Below are 23,794 nucleotides of genomic sequence, written 5' to 3'. Positions count from 1 at the left end.
ACGAGTCGCTCATGAAATTTACAATTAGCAGGGAAAACTTCTTACAGCCCTTACAACTGGTTGCCGGAGCCGTCGAAAGACGCCACACACTACCCATTCTTTCCAATGTGCTGGTAAAGGTAAGTGAGGGCACACTATGGCTAACAGGCACGGATTTGGAAGTGGAGCTGATTTCAAATGTTGCGCTTACCGGTGACTTTGAAGACGGTGAGGTAACTGTTCCGGCTAAAAAACTGTTGGATATCTGTAAAGGATTTACAGACAACAGTGAGATTTTGTTTAGCCTGGACGGCAACAAGGCAATATTAAAGGCCGGCAGAGGCAAGTATTCGCTCTCTACTTTACCTGCGGCAGAGTATCCAAACCTCGAAGACTGGCAGGGGGAAGTGGAGTTTGAGATATCGCAGGCTAACCTCAAGCGCCTGATCGACAGTACCCATTTCTCAATGGCGCAGCAGGATGTACGTTATTATCTCAATGGAATGTCCTTTGAAACTGAAGCTAATATCATTCGTACTGTAGCAACAGATGGCCACCGCCTGGCGTTGTGTCGTATCGCGTACGAGAATGGTGATCTCCCGGAGCGACAAGTGATTGTGCCCCGTAAAGGTGTAATGGAAATATCCCGCCTGATAGAGGACGAAGACAAACCTCTGAAAGTGCAGATTGGCTCAAATCATATTCGTATTTTTTCCACGGAGTTTATTTTCACCAGTAAGCTTGTAGATGGTCGTTTCCCGGATTATCGCCGGGTGTTACCCAAAGAAGGTGACAAGACAGTACTGTCTTCCAAGGAAACGCTCAAACAGGCATTCTCCAGGGTATCAATTCTGTCTAACGAAAAGTTTCGTGGGGTGCGTCTTAATCTTGCCAGTGGTGAACTTAAACTCACCGCGAATAACCCTGAGCAGGAAGAGGCAGAAGAAGTCGTAGATGTAGATTATCAGGGCGATAGTCTGGAAATTGGATTTAATGTTGCTTATCTGATTGATGTACTCAATGCTCTCTCGTCGGAGAAAGTTAAGATGACAATGTCTGATTCCAATAACAGTGCGCTGATAGAAGATGCGTCTGATGACTCTGCATTGTACGTTATCATGCCCATGAGGCTGTGATTTACCGTTGCGAAGACCCTTATGAGGCTGGACGACGTCCAGATCAATCAATTCAGAAACCTGTCCGATGTGAGATTGCGTCCGGCGGCTGAGCTGAACCTGATAATAGGTGACAATGGCAGCGGTAAGTCATCCTTGCTTGAAGCTATACATTATCTGGGCTTCGGACGCTCTTTTCGCACCCTTAAGCATGTCAATGTTATTAACAGGGATGCACAACAGTTCACTCTATTTTGTCGTGCGACAGATAACACGGGCCACCCCGTTAATCTGGGTTATCAGAGAGAACGTCAGGGAGAACCAGTTATCAAAGCCAATGGCGAGGTTCTTAAGAAGGTTTCAGATCTTGCCAGATTGTTCCCCGTCCAGCTTTTCACACCAAACAGCAGCGATGTAATTACGGGAGCGCCAAGGATGAGGCGTCGTTTCCTTGATTGGGGAGTGTTCCACGTGGAACATGGTTTTCTTGACGCGTCTGTGACCTATCAGAAGCTACTAAGACAAAGTAATGCACTAATAAGACAGAAGCCTGCAGCAAAGAATGATATGTTGGGATACTGGCTTACGCAGTTAGGTGAGGCAGGGAAAAAGATTGACAGCTACCGAGCCAGTTTTTTCAGCAGTCTGAAACCCTATTTATTAGCCAATCTGAAGGATTTTCTACCTGAGTTTTCCTTCGAAATCTCGTATCATAGTGGCTGGGATAACAGTAGCGATCTGACTAACGTGCTGCTTCAGCAGCAGGAAAAAGACCGACGATTCGGTCATGTTTCCAGCGGCCCACACAAGGCTGATTTGCGTCTCAGGGCTGACAATGTTGCAGTGCAGGAAGTTCTGTCCAGAGGTCAGCTGAGAATGTTTGTGGCGGCGCTGTTGCTGGCTCAGGCTCAGTTACTACACCAGAAAAAATCGCGTTCCTGCGTGTTTCTGCTCGATGATATCGGAGCAGAACTTGACGCAGAACGCAGACAAATATTTGTCGATGCATTGTTAAGTACATCGGCACAAGTGTTCATTACGGCAATTGAAAAAGAGCAAATCAATTTCGTAGAGAATTATAAAGACAAGAAAGTGTTTCACGTGGAACATGGCCAGGTGAGAGAGGAGTAAAATTAGAATGTCTGACAATATATATGATTCGTCCAGCATTAAGGTCCTGAAAGGCCTTGATGCGGTGCGTAAACGTCCTGGTATGTACATCGGTGATACTGATGACGGTACAGGGCTGCACCATATGGTGTTCGAAATCGTTGATAACTCGATCGATGAAGCCCTGGGAGGGCATTGTTCAGATATTCGCGTAACTATTCATACCGATGGCTCTGTGAGTGTCAGAGATGATGGCCGGGGTATACCCACTGAGCTGCACGAGGAAGAGGGCGTGTCTGCGGCAGAAGTTATCATGACGGTTCTGCATGCGGGTGGTAAATTCGACGATAACTCATACAAAGTCTCTGGTGGCCTTCACGGCGTTGGAGTGTCTGTAGTTAACGCGCTATCAGAAAAGCTTTTGCTGCGTATAAGGCGAAATGGCAAGATATTTGAGCAGGAATACCATCATGGTGTACCGCAGGCTCCGCTTAAGCAAATGGGGGATACAGACGAGAAAGGTACCGCTATTCGCTTCTGGCCAAGTCCTGCAACATTTACCAATACCGAATTTCATTACGATATACTGGCCAAGCGACTGCGCGAATTGTCATTCCTTAATTCCGGTGTGTCGATCATTCTTTTGGATGAGCGTGATGGCAAAACGGATCATTTTTGCTATGAAGGTGGCACCAAAGCCTTTGTTCAATATCTCAATCAGAATAAAACGCCTGTTCATCAAAAAGCATTCCACTTCCTTACTGAACGTGAAGATGGCATCAGTGTTGAAGTGGCGATGCAGTGGAACGATAGCTTTCAGGAAAATATTTACTGCTTTACCAACAATATTCCCCAAAGAGATGGCGGCTCGCATTTGGCTGGATTCCGCGGTGCGTTAACCAGAACCCTGAATACCTTTATGGAATCAGAAGGACTGAACAAAAAAGCGAAAACCAATGCCAGTGGCGATGACGCCCGTGAAGGTTTGACCGCAGTGGTATCGGTAAAAGTACCGGATCCTAAGTTCTCTTCGCAAACCAAAGATAAACTGGTGTCATCTGAAGTCCGGCCCGCGGTAGAGACGGCCATGAACGAAAAGCTTCAGGAGTTTTTGCTCGAAAATCCAGCGGATGCCAAAATTATCGTTTCTAAGATTATTGATGCCGCCAGAGCCAGAGAAGCGGCCCGTAAGGCCAGAGAAATGACCCGTCGTAAGGGCGCTTTAGATCTTGCAGGACTGCCTGGTAAGCTGGCTGATTGTCAGGAAAAGGACCCGGCGCTTTCTGAACTATACATTGTCGAGGGTGACTCTGCAGGTGGCTCTGCTAAACAAGGCCGGAACCGGAAAAACCAGGCTATCTTGCCCCTCAAAGGTAAGATCCTCAACGTTGAGAAGGCACGCTTTGACAAGATGCTATCATCTCAGGAAGTTGCCACACTGATTACGGCACTTGGTTGCGGTATTGGCCGGGATGAGTACGATCCGGACAAACTCAGATATCACAGTATCATTATCATGACCGATGCGGACGTGGATGGATCGCACATTCGTACCTTGTTGCTGACCTTCTTCTACAGACAAATGCCGGAGATTATTGAACGAGGCCATGTCTATATCGCTCAGCCCCCCTTGTACAAAATGAAGAAAGGCAAACAGGAACATTATATTAAGGATGACCCGGCGCTGACAGCCTATCTGACCTCAATGGCATTGGATAACGCAGCATTGCACGTTAATCCCGACGCCCCGGCTATAACTGGCGTAGCATTAGAGTCACTGGTTAAGTTATATCAAACCACCGTGGCCATGATTGACAGAATCAGTCGTATTATGCCGAAGAACCTGTTAAACCGACTGGTTTACACCGACGTACTGACTCTGGATGATCTTAACAACAGTACCAAGCTGGATAATCTTGGCCAGGTGCTGGTACAGCGACTTGAAGAATTCGAAAATGACGGCGCACTGTACAGCTATCATATCCGTGAAGACAAAGAGCGTGGTAACAACTACATTGCCATTATCATTCGACAGCATGGTATTGATACAGAATACAGACTGGATCATGATTTTATTGACTCAACCGAGTACAAACGGATCAGAGAATTGAATCTGGCTATTAACGGCCTGATTGAAGAGGGCGGCTATGTGGCCCGGGGTGAGAAGACTCAGCAGGTTCAATATTTCGAAGATGCACTGGAATGGTTGTTGACGGAGTCTAAGCGCGGCGTTTACATTCAGCGCTATAAAGGTCTGGGTGAGATGAACCCCAATCAACTATGGGAAACCACTATGGATCCTGAAGGCCGCAGAATGTTGCAGGTTACCATAGAGGATGCCATCGGAGCTGACCAGCTATTTACTACTCTGATGGGAGATCAGGTTGAGCCCAGAAGGGCATTTATCGAAGAGAATGCGCTGAGAGTGGCAAACCTGGACGTTTAGTCTTCTCAGAAATAAAAAAAACCGGGCAACGCCCGGTTTTTTATTATTTATCAATAAGTTACTATCTACTCTGATGGATTGCTTTTACTTCTTACGTCTTATTTTTACTGTCGGAGATTGCACATCATTGAAGTCGATAAAAAACTGATAAATACCCGTTTCCCGGGGGGTAAACTTGAAGTTATTGTTGATGGAACTGCAATCGGCATTCACACTTCGGTTAAGCCTTATCACTTCGTCGGCTTCTTTGTCCTGATAGCCACAATTGGCGCCTTTTGACCAGTCAGCATCGGCTATCCTGAAATCATAGGGTTGCCCATCGGCAATAAGTTCCGTCTCTGCGGTGTAGAGGCGATCACTCAGCTTATACAGCCGGAAGGATTCTTCTGCTTCCCACCAGTTAAACACCCCTCGCAGGTATAACTCATCGGGAGGTGATACCGGAGTAATTACCTGGGGCAGGGAGGAACAGGCAGCTACCGAAAGAAGCAGTAACAACTGGCTGGTTTTTCTGAAAAGATTCTTCATTGTTATATCCTGAAAAACTTTGCCATCCGTGGCTGGTACTCATCCTCTGATCAGTTAAGCACTGAAATATCTGCCACCTGCAGAAACAGACTGCGCAGTTTTTGCAGTAATGCCAGTCTGTTATTCTTCAATTGCTCATCATCAGCCATTACCATCACCTGGTCAAAGAAGTTGTCAACGACCTGATGCAGGGCTGACAATCTTTCCAGTACCTGTTTGTAGTCAAGCTGCTCCATCGCACTATTAACATCGGCTTCAGTGTGTTTTAAATGTTCAGCCAGAGCGATCTCGGCCTCGTCACTGAGCAGACTCTCTTGTACCGAACTGTCCATGTCGTGAGCGTTCTTGGCAAGAATATTAGCTACGCGCTTGTTTGCCGCTGCCAGCGCGGTTGCAGACTCAAGGGATTTAAAGTGTTGTACTGCCCTGATTCTGGCGTCAAAGTCCACTGGTGAGGTCGGCTGACGGGCCAGCACTGCCTGAATGACGTCCGTCTCGATCCCTTTCTCCTGGTACCAGGATCTGAAGCGACCAAGAATAAAATCAAGCACCTGTTGATTCACCTCAGCATTGGTCAGTATATCGCCGAATTCTCGCACTGCCTTGTCGATAAGTACCGTTAAATCAAGCTTTAGCCCCTTTTCAACACAGATACGCAACAGGCCGATGGCAGCACGGCGCAATGCAAAGGGATCTTTATCACCCTTGGGTAACTGACCAATACCAAAAATCCCCACCAGGGTGTCCAGTTTATCAGCAAGCGACACCGCACAACTGACTGCTGAATCGGGCAAATCGTCTCCGGCAAAGCGAGGATGGTATTGAGACCCTATGGCGGAGGCAACAGCCTGCGGCTCGCCGTCATGAGTGGCATAATGCTGCCCCATGGTGCCCTGAACCTCAGGGAACTCCATCACCATCTGAGTCATCAGATCTGCTTTTGACAGTAAGCCTGCTCTGTAAGCATGTTCGACGTCTGCGTTCAGCAGTTCAGCAATGGATTTAGCCAGTGAAGCGATACGCTGTGCTTTATCTTTCAGAGAGCCTAACTGCTTCTGAAACAATACGGTACCCAGGCTGTCCAGGCGACTCTCCAGAGACTGCTTTTTGTCAGTATTAAAAAAGAACTCAGCATCTGCCAGACGAGGCCTGATTACCCGTTCATTTCCACCGATAATCTGCTGCGGATCCTTACTCTCAATATTGGTGACAAAGGCGAAAACAGGCATCAACTGACCATCAGAACTCAGCAAGGGGAAATACTTCTGGTCTCCCTTCATGGTATAGATCAGCGCTTCTTTGGGGACCTGCAAAAAGCTCTGATCAAACTCTGCTGTCAGCACTACCGGCCATTCAACCAATGCCGTCACTTCATCAAGCAAATCTTCGTCGATTCCTACCTGTGCCCCGAGCTTCTCAGCAACCTGCTGCAGGCCTTGTTGGATCATGTTGCGACGCTCACCGAAGTCGGCCACTACATAGGCTTGCCTGAGTGTATCCAGATAGCTATTGGCGCGTTTTAGCGAAATGGTATCGGGATGATGAAAGCGATGCCCCAGAAGCGCTGTAGAGGCCTTAATACCAAAGAGTTCGCCCTCTATTAACTGGTCGCCATAAAGCATACATACGCTGTGTACGGGACGGATAAATGAATGCTCACTGCTGCCCCAGCGCATCATCTTAGGAATAGGCAATCTCGACAGGGCCTCTGTTACCAGAGCCGGTAGCAATTCCGTTAGCGCCTGTCCTTTCACTTCGGCCTGATAAACTAACCATTCGCCTTTATCTGTTTTGATTCTCCCCGCCTCAGCCGGTGTAATACCCAGCCCTCTGGCCCAGCCCTGAGCCGCTTTAGTGGGGTTGCCATCCTGATCGAATGCTGCAGCTACCGCGGGGCCCCGCTTTTCCAGGGTCTTATCCTGTTGCTGGTAACTTAAATTGGTTACATGAACGGCCAAACGACGAGGGGAGGCATAGAATCGGGCTTCACCGAAGTCTAATTCCGCCTTCTGCAGGCCAGCACCGATCAACTCGCAAAAAGCCTGACCGAGTCTTTTTAGTGCTTTAGGAGGGAGCTCTTCGGTGCCAACTTCAATTAAAAGATCATCCTGGCGCATCAAACAGCCTCCTGTTTACATAATGGAAAACCAAGGGCTTCCCGGGCCGCATAAAAGCTGTTGGCGCATTCCTTGGCTAGTGCGCGCACTCTGAGAATATACCGCTGCCTTTCGGTGACAGAAATAGCATGTCTGGCATCCAGCAGGTTGAATGCATGGGAAGCTTTCATAACCTGCTCATAAGCTGGTAGCGCCAGGCCTGCTTCAATCAGTTTCTGACTGTCCAGTTCACATTGATCGAAGGTTCTGAAAAGTGCCTGCACATCTGCATGTTCAAAGTTGTAAGCCGATTGCTCCACCTCATTCTGGTGGAAGACATCCCGGTAGGTGACTTTGCCCATAGGGCCGTCTGTCCAGACCAGATCATAAATGCTGTCGACACCCTGAATATACATGGCGAGCCGCTCGAGGCCGTATGTGATCTCCCCGGTAACCGGTTTGCACTCCAGCCCGCCCACTTGCTGAAAGTAGGTAAACTGAGTCACTTCCATGCCATTCAGCCAGACTTCCCAGCCTAAACCCCAGGCACCCAGAGTAGGAGACTCCCAGTTATCTTCAACAAAACGGATATCATGAACCAATGGATCGAAGCCCAGTTCAACCAGTGAGCCCAAGTATAAGTCCTGAATATTTTCTGGCGAAGGCTTGAGCATAACCTGGAACTGATAATAGTGTTGCAGGCGGTTAGGGTTTTCTCCATAACGCCCGTCGGTTGGTCTTCTGCATGGCTGTACATAAGCACTGCTGATTGGTTCGGGGCCAATAGCGCGCAGGAACGTCATAGGATGGAAGGTACCGGCACCCACTTCCATATCCAGTGGTTGTATGATGACGCATCCCTGACGCGCCCAGTAGTCCTGCAGAGCGAGTATCAGGCCCTGAAAAGTCTTGACGTCAAATTTTTGCATAACATCCCGATTTGCTGGTGATTGCGGAAAGATGCTGCCAAGTATACCTTTTGCGCAGGTTTGAATGTAGGCTAAATTGCAGACAAAACGGTGTTTTTGGAGGAAATATGTCAGATCTTCATCGTTGCCACTGGGTAACACAGGATCCCATCTATCTGGAATACCATGATAAGGTCTGGGGCAGGCCGGTGACCGATGCTCAGGAACTGTTTGCCAAGCTGTGTCTGGATGGTCAGCAAGCGGGTTTAAGCTGGCTGACGATACTGAAAAAGCAGGCCAATTATGAACAGGCATTTTGTCACTTTGACCCCCGCAAAATCAGCCGGTTTGATGAACAGGATGTTGAGAGGTTACTGCAGAACCCGGGGATCGTCAGAAATCGTCTTAAAGTCGCGTCAATAATCCGAAATGCCAGGGCTTATATCGCGATGACAGAGCAGGGCGTTGATTTCAGTGACTTTCTCTGGCAGTTCACCGATGGTCGCAGTATACAGAATCGCTGGCAGGAGCCGGGGCAGGTGCCGGTTACCACCCCGGCATCTGATGCGATGTCCAAAGCGCTCAAACAACAGGGCTTTAATTTTGTCGGCAGTACTATTTGCTATGCGTTTATGCAGGCAGTAGGGATGGTTAATGATCACTTAACCTGTTGTCACTGTTATGAAGAGGTCTCGGCACTGGGCAGATGACGCTGCATCAGCTGTTCTGCTTCCCTGAGTATTTGTGTTTCAAGCTCGGCTTCGTGTTCTTCCCTTTCCTGTTCCATTTTGCGCCGCTGTACTTTTGGCAGGGCTTTCCAGGCATCATGAGTGGGCATATGCCGGATACGGGAATAAAGCTCATGAAGTGCCGGATAGGCATCCGGATAGTGATGCTCATCTTCAAGGTGATCCAGCAATACGCAAAGTCTGATACTGGCCTCTGACAACGAACATTGTTGTTGGGTGACGGCCATGGAGATGGTGTAGATACTTTCATCCAGGTAACCACGGCGTGCGTCTTGCTCTCGACGCCGAGTTTTATTCTGTATGTGAAGCAAGTACAGCAGTTTACCGGCGTAAAAGGCCAACCCCACGACAATCAGGCTGGCCACAATCAGCAGTGTCAGTTGCAACGATGTCATCAGTTAAGGTCTTTAATATCACTGTTCATAAACTTATCCAGCAGCGCGTCCTCATCATCTGCTACATGACTACGGCCAGATTGCTGCCGGGGATCGCTGCTCTTTTCATCTTTATCATCGGCAGCGTCGATTCCGAGTAACTCACAAAGCTGGCGATGACGGGCGAGTTTTTGATCGATATATGTCTTTTCTTCAGCGGTCAGGCTCTGATCCTGTTCTGCCTTGTCGAGCAGGGCCTCGAGACGAGGATCCTGCTCAATGGCAGATAATTCTTTGGCCGGTGAAAAATGTTTCTGCGGCTCTTTGGCTGATTTTGATGGCGCTGTTAATGGCACCGGCTTTTTACTTCCCAATCGGGGGTCGGCCTTAGCCCCATGATTTTGCCTGACTTTGGTCTGATCCGCTTCACTGTGTCGGCTGCCGGGGGCATGGCCTTTACGTTTTTTGGATTTCCTGTCGGCGACATTGGCCTGATGGGCTTTGTCCGGGATTCGTTTGGTTCTGGGGGCTTTTGCCATGATATGTCACTCTGACAACCACTAGGGTCGTTTGTTGATGAATCTTTCAATGCCGTATTCTACGCGAGCTTTTGCAGCAGTACTACATCGGGGCCCGACACTTCGAGGCGCATACGGTACTTCTTTGCCAGCCAGCCAAACGTCTCCTCGCTGAAAAAGCACACATGGGTGGGATCATTTTTATAGTGCCAGGTTTTGAATCTGTGCCGATCTATGACTCTCTTGGTCATAATCGCCAGCCAGCCCTTTGCCTTTAACAGCGACATCCAGTTTTGGCAGACCTCTCCCGGGTGAAAAAAATGCTCGATGGCTTCTGAACAGCTTATAAAGTCGTAACGTCGTTTGAAAACTTTCTCATCAGGATAATAAAAAGGGTCGTAATAACTGACCTGATGCCCTTTTTCACTCAGCAACGCTGCCAGAACGGGTGAGGGGCCACAGCCATAATCGAGACCAATACACCCGTCACTCAGAACTCCGGTCAGGGGCAGTGCAAGGCGGTTCAGAAAGCTGATATAACCGGCATCATCAGCGCAGTTGTGATGCAGATCGTATTCTGCTTTTTCCGATTGAGGAGACAGGCGCTGTGCGGGAGGCACAAAAACCAGCTTGCAAATATCACATTGCCGGTAATCTCTGCGTTTATCCTGCCAGTAGTGCTGGCTGGATTGTTTTTGGCAAAGGGGGCACTGCATCAGGGGGGACCACAAAAAAGAAAAGGCGATAGTTTACCTATCGCCTCTCGTATAACCAAGTGCCAGATGACACTTCTCCCGTTATTCCGCTTTTCCCTAAACGCGTTACGACAACCTTATCTGTGTGCTTCTCTTTTTGCTTTTGTTAGCGAAGCTTGATTATTATCGGTCCTCCGGACACTTTATTTTTGCCGTCCCTGATAATATAAGAGTAGAGTCAAACACACGGCTTTCATCTTGTTCCCTTCCCGGGATACTGCTTCCCTGTTGTTTGAGGCGAAAGAATACAGCATCGAATTTATTTTACAACTCATTTACAAAAAAAAGTTGAACTTTTGTAGCTAATTATTGACAGGGAAGGAAATTTTACGGGTAAAAGCCCCGCGGACGGGGCTCGGCGCCTCTTTAGTAGAGGCCGACCAGGAACTTAGACAGGATTTCGATCTCTTCATCGGTGAGGCGTTTAGCCACATCCTGCATCATGCCATTCATATCATTATTTCTTTTACCGGCACGAAAATCCTGCAGTTGCTTTTTAACATATGCAGCATGCTGACCGCTGATATCAGGGAAGTTGGCCAGGCTCATTCCATCACCTCTGGGGCCATGGCAGGCGGCACAGGCTGTCAGGCCGCGTTCTACATCGCCACCCATATAGAGTTTCTGACCCTTCTGAATAACATCTTCAGGCGCACTGCCGGGCTTGGCTTTTTGCTCGTTATAGAATGCCGCGAGATCGAGAATGTCCTGATCGGATAGCGGCGCGGCCATACCAGACATCACCGGATCATAGCGGCCCTCTTCGCCACCTGTCTGTGATGCGAGTCGAAACTCCTGCAATTGCTTGATCAGGTACTTCTGATGTTGTCCGGCCAGAGAAGGATACATGTCTACCGCACTGTTGCCATCTGCACCATGGCAGGCAGCGCAACTGACAGATTTCTCTTTACCTGCCTGTGCATCACCCTCGGCGAAAACAGGGAGTGTGAAAATAAGGCAAAGCATTGTGCATAATTTTTTCATAGTGATTCTCGTTGAGCTCTGTGTGTCTGGCTACTGGTCATGCAGTATTTTACACATTTAAACCGTAAGGAAAATAATTTCCATGGATTTATAGGGGTTTAGCACTCATTCGGTTTCTGGGAAGGTGTTACAATATGCCGCTGCTATAATCGGCAAAGCAAGGTTTAAAGGCCTTCTATGCCATTTTAATCAAAGAGATGGAGTTACCGTGAGCTACTACAGTCAGGCCAGTTTTTTAATGAGTGCGCCGGACATCCGGCACCTTGGTGCAGATGAAGGCATTGAGGTGGCATTTGCCGGTCGCTCGAATGCCGGTAAGTCCAGCGCTCTGAACCGTATCAGTCGCCAGAAGGGGCTTGCCCGTACCAGTAAGACCCCTGGCAGAACTCAGTTGATCAATGTTTTTGAGCTGGATGAGAACAGGCGCCTTATTGATCTGCCTGGCTATGGTTTTGCCCAGGTGCCGTTAGAGATGAAAAAGAAATGGCAAAAGTCGTTGGCGGAATACCTGCAAGCGCGCAAGAGCCTTAAGGGTTTAGTGGTGCTGATGGATATCCGTCATCCGTTCAAGGAATTGGATCAGGATTTGATCCGCTGGGCCGTGAGCAGTGAGTTACCTGTGCTGGCGTTGTTAACCAAAGCCGACAAATTAAAGGCCGGTAAGCGTAAAGCTCAGTTGTTGATGGCCAGGGAGGCGAGCCTGGCCTTCTGCGGAGATGTTACGGTACACGCCTTCTCTTCACTCAATGGTATCGGTATGGCAGAGGCTGAAGGGGTGCTGGACGCCTGGTTTGGATTAGAAAAAGAAAAGCCCTGACCGACAGGCCAGGGCTAAACACACACTCAGGGACACACATAAACCGTAAGTTCAGAGCCTGCTAAAACGCAAAAGTTCACAAAGAAAGTAAATTTCTTTTATGAAATTTAAATACGTTGACGTCCTGAGCCTTTCTGAAACCTGCGGGCATAAAAAAACCCCGGTCAGAGACCGGGGTTAAAGCAAAGGTTTGAAAGATAGAACATCATACCTCTGTACCCTACAGCGAAAATACTATGTTCAAACCTCTTAAAACGCAAGCTCTTTTTGTAATTTAATTACAATAATGTCGATATGATTTAGTGAGCCTGATCCCAGTTAGCGCCGACACCTGCTTCTACAAGTAAGGGAACATCAAGTGTTGAGGCCTTCTCCATCAGCTCAATGATACGCTTCCTGTGTGCCTCGAGATTCTGTTCTTTTATTTCAAAAACCAGTTCGTCATGTACCTGCATGATCATTCTGACCTCGCTGGCAGCGTGCTCTTCTATCCATTGGTTCACTGCCAGCATGGCTTTTTTGATGATATCTGCGGCGGTGCCCTGCATCGGAGCATTGATGGCGGCACGTTCAGCCCCTTTGCGTCTGGCGCCATTGCTGGATTTGATTTCCGGCAAATACAGGCGACGACCAAATACGGTAGAGACATAGCCCTGAGACTTTGCCTGCTCTCTGGTATTGTGCATATAAGTGAGCACGCCCGGATAACGATCGAAGTACAGATCCATATATTCCTGTGCTTCCTGGCGCGGGATGTTCAGCTGTTGGGCCAGACCAAAGGCAGACATACCGTAGATCAGGCCAAAGTTGATGGCCTTGGCATTACGTCGCTGCTCACTGGTGACGTTATCAAGACTGACTCCAAATACTTCTGCTGCAGTGGCTTTATGGATATCCAGCCCCTTGGCAAAGGCATTTAAAAGCCCTTTGTCAGCGGATAGATGGGCCATAATTCTCAGCTCAATCTGTGAGTAATCGGCAGCAACAATTTTACAGCCTTGTGGGGCAATGAAGGCTTGTCTCACCTTGCGGCCCTGTTCGGTGCGAATCGGAATATTCTGCAGGTTCGGGTCCGTCGAAGACAGTCTGCCTGTGGCTGCCACAGCCTGATGGTAAGAGGTATGCACTCTGCCGGTCCGGTGATTGATCATCTTCGGTAGTTTGTCGGTATAGGTGTTCTTCAGCTTGCTTAATCCCCGGTATTCCATTAACAACCTGGGCAGGGGATAGTTCATCGCCAGTGTTTGCAGCACGTCTTCTGAGGTGGAGGGGGCGCCCTTAGGCGTCTTTTTGACTACCGGCAACTGCATCTTTTCAAACAGGATCGTTTGCAATTGCTTGGTTGAGCCAAGGTTAAACTGTTCTCCGGCCAGCTCGTAGACTTCTTCCTCAAGCCCCAGAATACGACTGGCAATATGCTGGCTTTGTTCCCGCAGCTGCTGGCTGTCTATTAATACACCGGTGTATTCCATTTTTGACAGCACCGGTATCAGTGGTACCTCAATTTCGGTTAACACATGTTTAAGGCCTGCCTCCTGCTCGATCTTCGGCCATAGATTTTCATGCAATCGATAAGTAATGTCTGCGTCTTCCGCCGCATAAGGTGCGGCCTGCTCCAGAGCAATCTGATTAAAGGTAAGTTGTTTTGCGCCTTTTCCGGCGATATCTTCAAACTTTATGGTCTTAAAATCGAGATAGCGCTCGGCCAGGCTGTCCATATCATGGCGTCCGGCTACGCTGTTATACACATAGGATTCGAGCATAGTATCAAAGGCAATGCCTTTGAGTTCGATACCATAGTTGCACAGTACATTTTTATCATATTTGAGGTGCTGACCTACCTTGAGGCGTTGTGGGTCTTCGAGTATGGGTTTAAGTTGTTCTAATACCCAATCCCGATCCAGTTGTTCGGGGGCATCTGCGCAGTCGTGGCCAACGGGAAGGTAAGCCGCCTCACCCGGCGCAACTGCAAAGCAAAACCCGACGAGCTCGGCTTCCATGTAATTGAGGCTGGTCGTTTCGGTGTCCAGCGCAAACAAAGGAGCTTGTCTTAGCTTATCCAGCCAGGTTTGCAGGATCTCTTTACTGAGTATGGTCTGGTAGTTGTTATGGCTGATATCGTGCTGGTTGTTCGCTGTTGCGGCCGTTACCGGACCCTGTTGCTCAACTTCTTCCAGCCAGCGTTTGAAATTGTAACGGCTGTAAAGCTCGGTCAGCTGTTTGGTGTCAGGTTCACCGGGCACCAGATCCTGTGGTTCTACGTGCAATGCCACATCGGTTTTGATCGTCGCCAGCTGGTAGGAGAGGCGGGCCTGTTCTTCATATTCGCGCATCTTCTGGGCCATGCTCCTGGCGCCCCGGAAATCCAGTGTCTCTATCTTATCCAGATTCCCGAATATCTGATCCAGACCGCCCAGATTTTGCAGCATCGCCAGGGCGCTTTTATCGCCAACACCCGGTACACCAGGAATATTGTCTGACTTGTCACCTTTAAGCGCGAGAAAGTCGATGATCAACTCCGGCGGTACACCAAACTTCTCTGATACACCATCAGGATCGAGTAAGGTGTTGGTCATGGTATTGATAAGGGTGACATTGTCGTCAACCAGTTGCGCCATGTCCTTGTCTCCGGTACTGATCAGAACGGCGATTCCTGCCGCACTGGCCTGGCGGGAGAGCGTACCGATAACATCATCGGCCTCTACTCCTTCTTCAACTATGATGGGCAGACCCATGGCCTGAATAATACTGTGCAAAGGCGCAATCTGTTGCCGCAGATCGTCAGGCATAGGCGGGCGATTTGCTTTGTAATCGGCATAAATATCATCTCTGAAAGTCTTACCCTTAGCATCAAACACCACGGCTATATGTGTTGGGTTTATTTGCTTGAGCATACTTCTGAGCATATTAATAACACCGTATATTGCGCCGGTATGTTCACCATGCTCATTGGTCAGGTTGGGCATGGCATGGAAAGCCCTGAATAAATAAGAGGAACCGTCTACCAGAATAAGAGGGTTATCAGGAAGTTTTGCCATAGTCATTCGCTTATTGCCGGAAATGATGAGTAGGATGCCATAAGAAAACCCGCTATGGCATAGTTATACACAGTTTTTAAGTCCTGTGGATAACCCTGTTGATTATCCTTGTGCGCACGATTAAGTTCACCTCACTGAAAAACAATGAAGTGTTTGAAATGCTTATATATAGCGGTTTTGATAACTAACGGATAACTGCGGGACCGTTTATATTTTTTATTTTCCTTTGTGGATAACGCTTTGCAAAGATTTTTGACCTTGCGCAAAGCGAAGCGTTACTCTAACACAACCCTGTCGTTTGAAAAGTGCTGATTAGCCAATGCTTAGAATTATTGGCTATGAAGATTCAGAGCAAAGGGCATAAGTAAGTAATTATCTGACCTGGAGGGTGATGATGAAAAATGTGGCAATTATATTAAGTGGTTGTGGCGTGTTTGACGGTGCTGAGATCTTTGAGTCAGTGATCACTTTGCTGGCACTTGATGCAAGGGGGGCAAAATACCAGTGTTTCGCACCTGATATGCAGCAACATCATGTGATTAACCATCTTACCGGTGAAGTGATGGAAGGCGAAAGTCGTAATGTTCTGGTTGAGGCTGCCCGTATTGCAAGGGGAGATATAAAGGAACTCAAAGAACTCAATGTTGATGACTATGATGCACTGATTTTACCCGGCGGCTTCGGTGCCGCGAAGAACCTCAGTGATTTCGCGATCAAAGGTGCGGATTGCACAATTCATCCCGATGTTGAGGCCATTTGTAAGGCTTTCGCTGAGAAGCGGAAGCCCGCAGGTTATTTGTGTATTGCGCCGGCTATGCTGGCCCGTATCTATGGTAGTAAGGTGAAGATGACCATTGGCAATGATGCCGAAACGGCTGAGGCTGTTGAGGCGATGGGGGCAATTCATATCGAGTGTGCGGTTACCGATGTGGTTGAAGACAGGGACTGTAAGCTGATTACAACACCAGCCTATATGCTGGCAAAAAATATTGGTGAGGCCGCGACGGGGATCAACAAGCTGGTGGATAAAGTACTGGAAATGGCATAGACGTGTATCTGCTAAATCGCGGTTATCATTGGTTTTTTTCATTTAAGCCTTTTGATCTGAGGCTATACAGTCAATAATTAGGTATCCAACTAACCCCGGCTGCTTTAATGTACAAGCGCGTATACCTTGCAGGAGATAATCACTCGTGCTGGCAAAAAGAGTTGCAGGCTCAGGCCAGGGCTGCGGAGCTGGCAATTAGTTTCCGGTGCCCTCACAAGCAGTCTGCGTCAGGTTCAGTGAATGCTGAACCAGCCAGACAAATGGCAGGAGCTCGTTGTGTAGCAGCAGTTAATGATGCCTTATTGAGGGAGGCTGAGCTGATTGTCGTGCGTTTTGATAGTGACTCAGATCACCATCATGCGCTGGCTGCAGCCGGGCAGGCGATAGTGCAGGGTAAGTCCATGGTCGTGCTGCACGAAAAAGCGCTGGCGGATAAACTTGCCAGTATTTCCAGAGTTGCCACAGCGGTAGCCGGTGACATGGAGCAGTTGCTGTCGATTCTGGATGCCTGGAGTAATAACAAGGCCATAGATAATAACTAAATGCAGTATCGCACCATAATCCGAATTCTTGGCCTGCTCGTCGCCCTGTTTAGTGTGACGATGCTGCCTCCCGCTCTCGTCTCTGTTATTTATGCTGACGGCGGCGGCTTGCCATTTTTGCTGGCCTTTTTTCTTTGCCTGATCACCGGATTACTGTCCTGGTATCCAAACCGTCGGCATCGTTCGGAGCTCAGAGCAAAAGAAGGCTTTCTTATTGTGGCACTGTTCTGGACGGTACTGGCAAGCTTTGCTTCATTACCGTTTATTTTCCTCGAGCAGCCGCAACTTTCTGTTACCGACTCATTCTTTGAAGCATTCTCAGGCCTTACTACCACAGGCGCCACGGTCATTGAAGGTATCGATTACCTCCCCAGGGCTGTTCAGTTCTATCGTCAGCAACTGCAATGGCTCGGGGGGATGGGAATTATCGTACTGGCGGTGGCAATACTGCCGATTCTCGGCGTAGGCGGAATGCAGTTGTATCGGGCCGAGATCCCTGGTCCGGTAAAAGATTCAAAGATGACGCCGAGAATCGCGGATACCGCCAAGCACTTGTGGTACATCTATATGGTGCTGACCCTGGCATGTGTGTTCGCATACTGGTTGGCCGGAATGAGCTTATTTGATGCGATTTGCCATGCTTTTTCCACCGTGGCGATTGGCGGATTCTCAAACTATGATGCCAGCATCGGACACTTTAACAGCCCGCTGATCAACGCAATTTGTGTTCTGTTCCTGTGGGTTTCGGCACTGAACTTCGCTTTGCACTTTCACGCAGTGCACAACCGCAGTATCAAGGCTTATCTGCGCGATCCAGAGTTAAAAGCATTTTTTGCCATACAGATTGTATTGGTGCTGATCTGCTTTGCCACTCTCACCGCACATCAGTGGTATGCCGACGTTGAAACGGCCTTTGACCAGGCACTTTTTCATGCAGTTTCGATCAGTACCACAGCGGGGTTCAGTGCGGACAGTTTCGCTGACTGGCCGGTTTTCCTGCCGATCCTGTTGATCTTCGCCAGTTTTATCGGTGGTTGCGCCAGCTCCACAGGTGGCGGTCTGAAGGTGGTCAGAGTGGTGTTGCTGTTCCTGCAGGGAAAACGGGAAGTGGACAGGCTGGTACACCCCAAAGCGGTATATTCTGTAAAGCTGGGAAACAGGGCGCTACCAGACCGGGTTGTTGAAGCTGTATGGGGCTTTTTCTCTGCTTATGCACTGATTTTTATTGTTATCATGATAGCCATGGTGGCAACTGGAATGGATAACCTGACTGCCTTCACAGCCACGGCGGCTTGCCTGAATAATCTTGGGCCTGGTCTGGGGGCGGTAGCCGCCAACTTTGCAGATGTTACATCAGCGGGCAAATGGTGGCTGGTGCTGGCAATGCTGTTTGGCCGGCTGGAAGTATTTTCGTTGCTGGTTTTATTTTCTCCAACGTTCTGGCGTAGTTAAGCCCGAACCAATGGGCTCATGGTGAATTCTGCTGGTTTTCTGTGCATCTTCTGATACAGTCGATGCAGGATCACCGGACTCGCGCCGGGTAAATGCTGATTATAATATCGTCTGAGGGTTAGCCCCATGTTTGCTTATGTAGCCAGACATCCGATACTGGACACAGATAAAAATGTTTATGCCTATGAACTGCTGTTCAGGGATGGTCGTAAAAATTGTTTTCCGGATATAAAGCCTGATGAGGCAACATCCAAAATCATTACTGCCAGCCACCTGACGCTTGGATTGGAAGACATTGCCTGTCATAAAACCTCTTTTATAAACTTCCACAAAGAAACATTGATCAACGGCTTTCCCACCATGCTGGATCCAGAGTCTGTGGTAGTGGAGATCGTTGACACTGTTCCTTCTGACAGCAGCCTGGTGGGGGCCTGTAAGCAAATTAAAGATATGGGCTACAAGCTGGCCCTGGATGATCATAACTTTGATCCCAGATGGGATGCGTTCTTACCCTATGTAGACATTATCAAAGTCGACACCCTGCGCAGTGATTTTGACACCATCGCCCGCAATCTGCCGAAGTTTCAGCAAGCTAAGGTCAAGCTGGTAGCGGAAAAAGTGGAAACCTATGAAGACTTTAATTGCTATCGGGATATGGGTTTTGACTACTTTCAGGGCTTCTTTTTCTCCAAGCCTGAGGTCATACGCCAGCGAAACCTGCCCACTTCTAAACTGGCCTTACTGGAACTGCTACAGGAAAGCTCCAGCACTGAATTCAGTTTTGAACGGGTGAACGCCATTTTTGAGCGTGATGTGGGTCTGTCCTACATGTTGCTCAGGTTTATTAATAATCCAACCATCAACAAGCGCTATAAAATCTCGTCACTGCGCCATGCGCTGAACTATCTCGGTGAACTGGAGCTGAAGAAATTTATTTCCATTCTGGCTCTGGCCAATATGGGCGAAGACAAGCCCATAGAACTGTTGCACCTGTCATTGGTCAGAGCGAAGTTCTGTGAACTGGTCAGCATCGCCAAGAAAGATAAGGATAATCCACCGAAAGGGTTTCTTGTGGGGCTGTTTTCGTTGTTGGATGCGCTGCTTGATCAGGACATGAGCGCTTTGGTAGGCAAACTGCCGATAGACGATGAAATTCGTTCAGCCTTATGCGGCGGTGAGGGACGTCTGAGAAACTATCTGGGCCTGGCCAAGGCTTTTGAGAGTGCTAACTGGCTGGCTCTGATCAAATTGTCTGGTCAGCTGGAGCTCAGCCAGAAGATGCTGCACGGCCTGTTTAACGAGGCGATCGTCTGGGGAAATGGCATCAGACAAAGCATTTCGCCGCACTTTCCCAGAACCAAGGTTACAAATTAAGCGGTTAGCGCAAAAAAGTGCTTCAGACCGTTGACTTTTTAGAGGCTTATAACTAAAGTACGCCCTCTTCTTGCCCAGGTGGTGGAATTGGTAGACACGCTAGCTTCAGGTGCTAGTGGGGGAAACCCCGTGGAGGTTCAAGTCCTCTCCTGGGCACCAATTCTTGAAAAAGCCCTGACGATAATCGTCAGGGTTTTTTTATGTCCAGGGATGGACGGTATGCCGATAATGTCGGGAACGTTTTTTCGGCGATTGTTTCTGTTTGCCGGCGTCCAGTAAGCGTTTAGCCAAAGAAAAAGGCGCTGGGCTGAAACAACTTCTCCACGTGGTCGATATACTTCTTATCTACCAGAAACAGAATGACGTGATCATCGGCCTCGATAACAGTATCACCATGGGCAATGATAACTTCGTCTTTACGCACCACAGCCCCGATGGTGGTGCCCGGAGGCAGTTTGATATCGTTGATGGCCTTACCTACAACCTTTGAGGTGTGCTCGTCACCGTGGGCAATGGCCTCGATGGCCTCCGCTGCACCTCGTCTGAGTGAGTAAACATTCACTATGTCTCCACGTCTTATGTGGGTCAGCAGTGCTGAGATGGTCGCTTGCTGAGGTGAGACGGCTATATCCACTTCACCGCCCTGAACCAAATCGACATAAGCGCTGCGCTGAATCAGTACCATGGTTTTCTTGGCGCCCATGCGCTTGGCAAGCATAGCGGACATGATATTGGCTTCATCATCGTTGGTAACGGCGATAAATACGTCAGTTTGCTCTACCTGTTCTTCGTTAAGCAATTCCTGATCCGATGCATCGCCACAGAATACAGTGGCTTTCTTCAGGTTTGATGAAAGGTATTTTGCTCTTTCCTGATTAAACTCGATTAATTTGACCTGATGCTTGTCCTCCAGCTGGGAAGCCAAGCCAGCGCCGATAAGCCCGCCCCCGGCAATCATTATGCGCTTGTAGCTTGCTTCCAGTTTTTGCAGCTCACTCATCACCGCGCGAATATGTTTGGTGGCGGCGATAAAAAACACTTCATCGTCGGCTTCGATCACGGTAGTACCCAATGGACGAATAGGCCGTCCCCGTCTGTATATGGCGGCCACCCGGGTTTCCACGTTAGGCATATGCTCTTTGAGTGCAGACAGAGCATGACCAACAAGTAACCCACCATAATACGCTTTAACGGCGACCAGGCTGACTTTGCCATCGGCAAACTCAACCACCTGAAGTGCTCCCGGGTAGTCAATAAGCCTTTTGATCGAGCGTGTAACCAGCTGTTCCGGCGCGATCATATGATTAACCGGGATGTCTGAATGTTTAAATAGCTGGTCCTGATAGGCTAAATACTGACCGGAGCGGATACGGGCAATTTTGGTTGGGGTTTTAAACAGGGTATGCGCTATCTGACAGGCCATCATGTTGGACTCGTCGCTGTTAGTGACGGCGATCAGCATGTCAGCATCTTCTGCGCCGGCTTTTTTAAGCACATCAGGGTGTGAACCAAAGCCGGAAATTACCTGCAGATCCAGGCGATCCTGCAGGTTTCTGAGAACATCATAGTCAGAGTCTATGACGGTGATTTCATTTTTTTCACCGACCAGGTTTTCGGCAAGCGTTCCGCCGACCTGGCCGGCCCCCACTATGATGATCTTCATACTATGTGATTCTTATCGTTGTGAACTCTGATGTCACTGGTAATACTAATGCAGGTTTCCTTATCTATCAGCACTTTATCAGCCTGGCATAATAGAAACCATCCATTTCCCGGTCTCCCGGTAATATCTGCATGCCCGGTTGTTCTGGTGTGTCCTGAGGGTGCACAGGGGAAAGTTTCGCATCCTGATGATCACGCAAGAAGCGCAGTATTTGCATCCGGTTTTCCTGTTCCAGTATCGAACAGGTGGCGTAGAGTAAGGTACCGCCGGCTTTTAACAACGGCCACAACGACTCCAATAGCTGAGCCTGAGTTTGTACAAGCTGTTCGATGTCGCTGTCTTTTCTCAGCCATCTGATATCCGGGTGACGGCGGATGACCCCAGTGGCAGAGCAGGGGGCGTCGAGCAATATGCGGTCAAAACTTCTGCCATCCCACCAGGTCTCCGGTTCGGCGGCATCCCCCTGTAACAGCTCCGCATTTAGCTTCAGACGCTCTAAGTTCTCGGCCACTCTATGCAGACGCTCAGCATCAAGATCCAGCGCCAAACACTCATCCAGCTCAGGTTGTAACTCCAGTATATGACAGGTTTTTCCACCTGGTGCGGCACAGGCATCCAGTATCCGCTCTTTGGGCTGAGCTGATAGCAGCCCGGCGGCAAGTTGCGCCGCGCCATCCTGGGCGGAAAACCAGCCCTGGCTGTAGCCCGGTAAGGTTGTCAGATCATATCCCTTGCGTAATATTACGGCTTGCGGAGCATCGGCAATATTGGTGTCAAACTGAATATGTTGCTCTGAAAGCGCATCACAAAAATCATCCAGACTCACCTGCTGCTGATTCACGCGAAGCCAGATAGGAGGTCGGGTGTTCATCGCAACAAGCAACGCTGGTAGATTTTGTGGATAGTTGTCTTTGAGCCGGCGATAAAGCCACTTCGGCATGCCGGAGGCAATCCGAGGGTCCTCTGAACGATGTGCATTCAGATCCTGACGGATAAAATTCCGCAGGCAGGCATTTACCAATCCTTTCAGGCCGTTACATTTGAGCTTGTCACACGCACCAACGGTTTCAGCAACAGCGGCATGTGTAGAAACCCGGCTAAATGCTAATTGGTAGATTCCCAGTAATAACAGATGTTCGACTATTTTTTGTTTAGACTTCAGAGGTTTATGTAGAAGCTGGCGTAACCAGTATTGCAGCTGGGGCAAATTACGCAACACCCCATAGACCATTTCCTGCAGCCAGGCTTTGTCTTTCTCATTATGCTGAGCTTGCAGGTATGCAAAGCTCTGACGCAGGGATTGTCCTTGTTCAAGCACACTGAACAGGGCTGTGGCACCATCGGCTCTGAGTTTAGCGGCGCTCACGAGAGCCGGGTTCCCGGAGCAAACTCTTCGCGACGGGCATTAAGCACCTCAACGGCTGACAGGGCTTTTTTACCTGGCAATTGAATAATCTCGAGGCGCAAACTGCCTTGTCCTGTCGCGACCAGGATCCCCTGTTTATCTGCTGCGAGGATTGTGCCTGGCTCTCCCGCAGCATCACTGACACTGGCCTGCCAGATTTTGACGGGTTTCTCCATAAGCTCGAAGTAGCATACAGGCCAGGGATTAAAGGCTCTGATATTTCGCTCCAGTTGCAGCGCATCCGCGTGCCAGTCAATCCGGGCCTCTTCTTTAGTGAGCTTCTGTGCGTAATTTGCCAGCTCATTATTCTGAGGTTCCGGGTGAATATCCTCTAACGATACAAGTGCTTCCAGTAAGGCTCCCGGGCCAACCTCTGCCAGCTTTTCATAGAGTGAGGCACTGGTGTCAGCCGGGGTGATATCAATGGTCCTTTTTAGCAGGATGTCTCCGGTATCCAGACCTTTATCCATTTGCATAATAGTGACCCCGGTTTCTGTATCGCCGGCCCATATGGCACGTTGTATGGGGGCGGCGCCACGCCATCGGGGAAGTAGTGAACCATGAACATTCAGGCATCCATAAGTGGGGATGTCCAGTATTGCCTGTGGCAGTATCAGACCATAGGCCACCACGATCATAATATCAGGCTTCAGGTCAGCCAATTGTTGCTGAGTCTCCTCTGAGCGCAGAGAAGCAGGCTGATACAGTGCCAAATTATGGGTTTCGGCCAATTGCTTAACCGCGCTTGACTGAAGCTTTTTTCCCCGTCCGGCAGGGCGATCCGGTTGGGTATAAACGCCGACGATACGGTGTTCGGATGAGATAAGTGCCTGCAGGTGCCTGGCAGCAAAATCCGGCGTACCGGCGAATACAATATTATAAGATTTTTTCAA

The 23,794-nt window shown here is 49.0% G+C and carries 20 protein-coding genes and 1 tRNA gene; 10 read left to right on the top strand and 11 right to left on the bottom strand.

The genetic code is table 11. From position 1 onward, the window contains the following. Positions 1-11: 11 nt before the first annotated feature. Genes dnaN through gyrB form a run of 3 tightly spaced genes read left to right on the top strand, consistent with a single transcriptional unit; the run spans position 12 to position 4,650 of the window. Positions 12-1,115, top strand: coding sequence for a DNA polymerase III subunit beta (gene dnaN, locus AT746_RS19025; protein WP_062483627.1), 1,104 nt, complete (start codon positions 12-14; stop codon positions 1,113-1,115). Positions 1,116-1,136: 21 nt separating this feature from the next. Beyond that, positions 1,137-2,225, top strand: a complete 1,089-nt coding sequence (gene recF, locus AT746_RS19020) for a DNA replication/repair protein RecF (protein ID WP_062483624.1) — start codon at positions 1,137-1,139, stop codon at positions 2,223-2,225. A 7-nt stretch (positions 2,226-2,232) separates the two neighbouring features. Then, on the top strand, positions 2,233-4,650 hold the full coding sequence (gene gyrB, locus AT746_RS19015; RefSeq protein ID WP_062483622.1) for a DNA topoisomerase (ATP-hydrolyzing) subunit B: 2,418 nt from the start codon (positions 2,233-2,235) through the stop codon (positions 4,648-4,650). A gap of 84 nt (positions 4,651-4,734) precedes the next feature. On the opposite strand, the gene AT746_RS19010 is transcribed toward gyrB, so the two are convergent. Genes AT746_RS19010 through glyQ form a run of 3 tightly spaced genes read right to left on the bottom strand, consistent with a single transcriptional unit; the run spans position 4,735 to position 8,203 of the window. Continuing rightward, on the bottom strand, positions 4,735-5,178 hold the full coding sequence (locus tag AT746_RS19010; RefSeq protein WP_062483620.1) for a hypothetical protein: 444 nt from the start codon (positions 5,176-5,178) through the stop codon (positions 4,735-4,737). 50 nt (positions 5,179-5,228) lie between these two features. Further along, positions 5,229-7,295: a glycine--tRNA ligase subunit beta gene (gene glyS, locus AT746_RS19005; RefSeq protein WP_062483618.1), complete on the bottom strand. Its 2,067-nt coding sequence runs from the start codon at positions 7,293-7,295 to the stop codon at positions 5,229-5,231. Then, positions 7,295-8,203 (bottom strand): glycine--tRNA ligase subunit alpha, encoded by a 909-nt coding sequence (gene glyQ / locus AT746_RS19000; RefSeq protein ID WP_062483616.1) that lies wholly within the window; start codon positions 8,201-8,203, stop codon positions 7,295-7,297. The genes glyS and glyQ overlap by 1 nt, the downstream gene beginning before the upstream one ends. Positions 8,204-8,310: 107 nt before the next feature. On the opposite strand from glyQ, the gene AT746_RS18995 reads away from it, so the two are divergent. Then, a complete protein-coding gene (locus tag AT746_RS18995; RefSeq protein ID WP_062483614.1) occupies positions 8,311-8,892 on the top strand; it encodes a DNA-3-methyladenine glycosylase I in 582 nt (193 codons plus the stop codon). Here AT746_RS18995 and AT746_RS18990 read toward each other — a convergent pair. The 4 genes from AT746_RS18990 to AT746_RS18975 form a co-directional block, all read right to left on the bottom strand. Further along, complete coding sequence (locus tag AT746_RS18990; RefSeq protein ID WP_062483612.1) at positions 8,862-9,326, bottom strand: DUF2489 domain-containing protein; 465 nt, start codon at positions 9,324-9,326, stop codon at positions 8,862-8,864. The genes AT746_RS18995 and AT746_RS18990 overlap by 31 nt on opposite strands. Then, positions 9,326-9,844, bottom strand: coding sequence for a Der GTPase-activating protein YihI (gene yihI / locus AT746_RS18985; protein WP_062483610.1), 519 nt, complete (start codon positions 9,842-9,844; stop codon positions 9,326-9,328). The genes AT746_RS18990 and yihI overlap by 1 nt, the downstream gene beginning before the upstream one ends. 59 nt (positions 9,845-9,903) lie before the next feature. Then, positions 9,904-10,539: a class I SAM-dependent methyltransferase gene (locus AT746_RS18980; protein WP_062483608.1), complete on the bottom strand. Its 636-nt coding sequence runs from the start codon at positions 10,537-10,539 to the stop codon at positions 9,904-9,906. Positions 10,540-10,944: 405 nt separating this feature from the next. Then, the gene (locus tag AT746_RS18975) at positions 10,945-11,562 is read right to left on the bottom strand and encodes a c-type cytochrome (protein WP_062483606.1); all 618 of its coding nucleotides are present in this window, start codon (positions 11,560-11,562) and stop codon (positions 10,945-10,947) included. 208 nt (positions 11,563-11,770) lie between these two features. Here AT746_RS18975 and yihA point away from each other — a divergent pair, with 208 nt between their 5' ends. Beyond that, entirely contained in the window at positions 11,771-12,379 is a 609-nt protein-coding gene (yihA, locus tag AT746_RS18970) for a ribosome biogenesis GTP-binding protein YihA/YsxC (RefSeq protein WP_062483604.1), read from the top strand. A gap of 299 nt (positions 12,380-12,678) precedes the next feature. Here the strand turns inward: yihA and polA are convergent, their stop codons facing one another. Continuing rightward, entirely contained in the window at positions 12,679-15,417 is a 2,739-nt protein-coding gene (gene polA / locus AT746_RS18965) for a DNA polymerase I (protein ID WP_062484414.1), read from the bottom strand. A 394-nt stretch (positions 15,418-15,811) separates the two neighbouring features. Here polA and elbB point away from each other — a divergent pair, with 394 nt between their 5' ends. The 5 genes from elbB (at position 15,812) to AT746_RS18940 (ending at position 19,992) form a co-directional block, all read left to right on the top strand. Next, positions 15,812-16,465: an isoprenoid biosynthesis glyoxalase ElbB gene (gene elbB, locus AT746_RS18960; RefSeq protein ID WP_197414296.1), complete on the top strand. Its 654-nt coding sequence runs from the start codon at positions 15,812-15,814 to the stop codon at positions 16,463-16,465. A gap of 107 nt (positions 16,466-16,572) precedes the next feature. Next, the gene (locus AT746_RS18955) at positions 16,573-17,007 is read left to right on the top strand and encodes a YtoQ family protein (protein ID WP_062483600.1); all 435 of its coding nucleotides are present in this window, start codon (positions 16,573-16,575) and stop codon (positions 17,005-17,007) included. Then, entirely contained in the window at positions 17,008-18,459 is a 1,452-nt protein-coding gene (locus AT746_RS18950; RefSeq protein WP_062483598.1) for a TrkH family potassium uptake protein, read from the top strand. A gap of 126 nt (positions 18,460-18,585) precedes the next feature. Beyond that, positions 18,586-19,833 carry an EAL and HDOD domain-containing protein gene (locus AT746_RS18945; protein ID WP_062483596.1) on the top strand — a complete coding sequence of 416 codons (1,248 nt, stop codon included), beginning with the start codon at positions 18,586-18,588 and terminating at the stop codon, positions 19,831-19,833. A gap of 72 nt (positions 19,834-19,905) precedes the next feature. After that, positions 19,906-19,992: transfer RNA gene (locus AT746_RS18940), tRNA-Leu, on the top strand. 124 nt (positions 19,993-20,116) lie between these two features. Here AT746_RS18940 and trkA read toward each other — a convergent pair. The 3 genes from trkA to fmt all read right to left on the bottom strand — a co-directional run bounded on the left by trkA (position 20,117) and on the right by fmt (position 23,794). After that, positions 20,117-21,496 carry a Trk system potassium transporter TrkA gene (trkA, locus tag AT746_RS18935; RefSeq protein WP_062483594.1) on the bottom strand — a complete coding sequence of 460 codons (1,380 nt, stop codon included), beginning with the start codon at positions 21,494-21,496 and terminating at the stop codon, positions 20,117-20,119. Positions 21,497-21,563: 67 nt separating this feature from the next. After that, complete coding sequence (gene rsmB / locus AT746_RS18930; protein WP_062483592.1) at positions 21,564-22,862, bottom strand: 16S rRNA (cytosine(967)-C(5))-methyltransferase RsmB; 1,299 nt, start codon at positions 22,860-22,862, stop codon at positions 21,564-21,566. Beyond that, complete coding sequence (gene fmt / locus AT746_RS18925) at positions 22,859-23,794, bottom strand: methionyl-tRNA formyltransferase (RefSeq protein ID WP_062483590.1); 936 nt, start codon at positions 23,792-23,794, stop codon at positions 22,859-22,861. The genes rsmB and fmt overlap by 4 nt, the downstream gene beginning before the upstream one ends.

The organism is Lacimicrobium alkaliphilum (genome assembly GCF_001466725.1).
Taxonomy (GTDB): domain Bacteria; phylum Pseudomonadota; class Gammaproteobacteria; order Enterobacterales; family Alteromonadaceae; genus Lacimicrobium; species Lacimicrobium alkaliphilum_B.
This window is presented reverse-complemented; position numbering and strand designations above follow the sequence as displayed.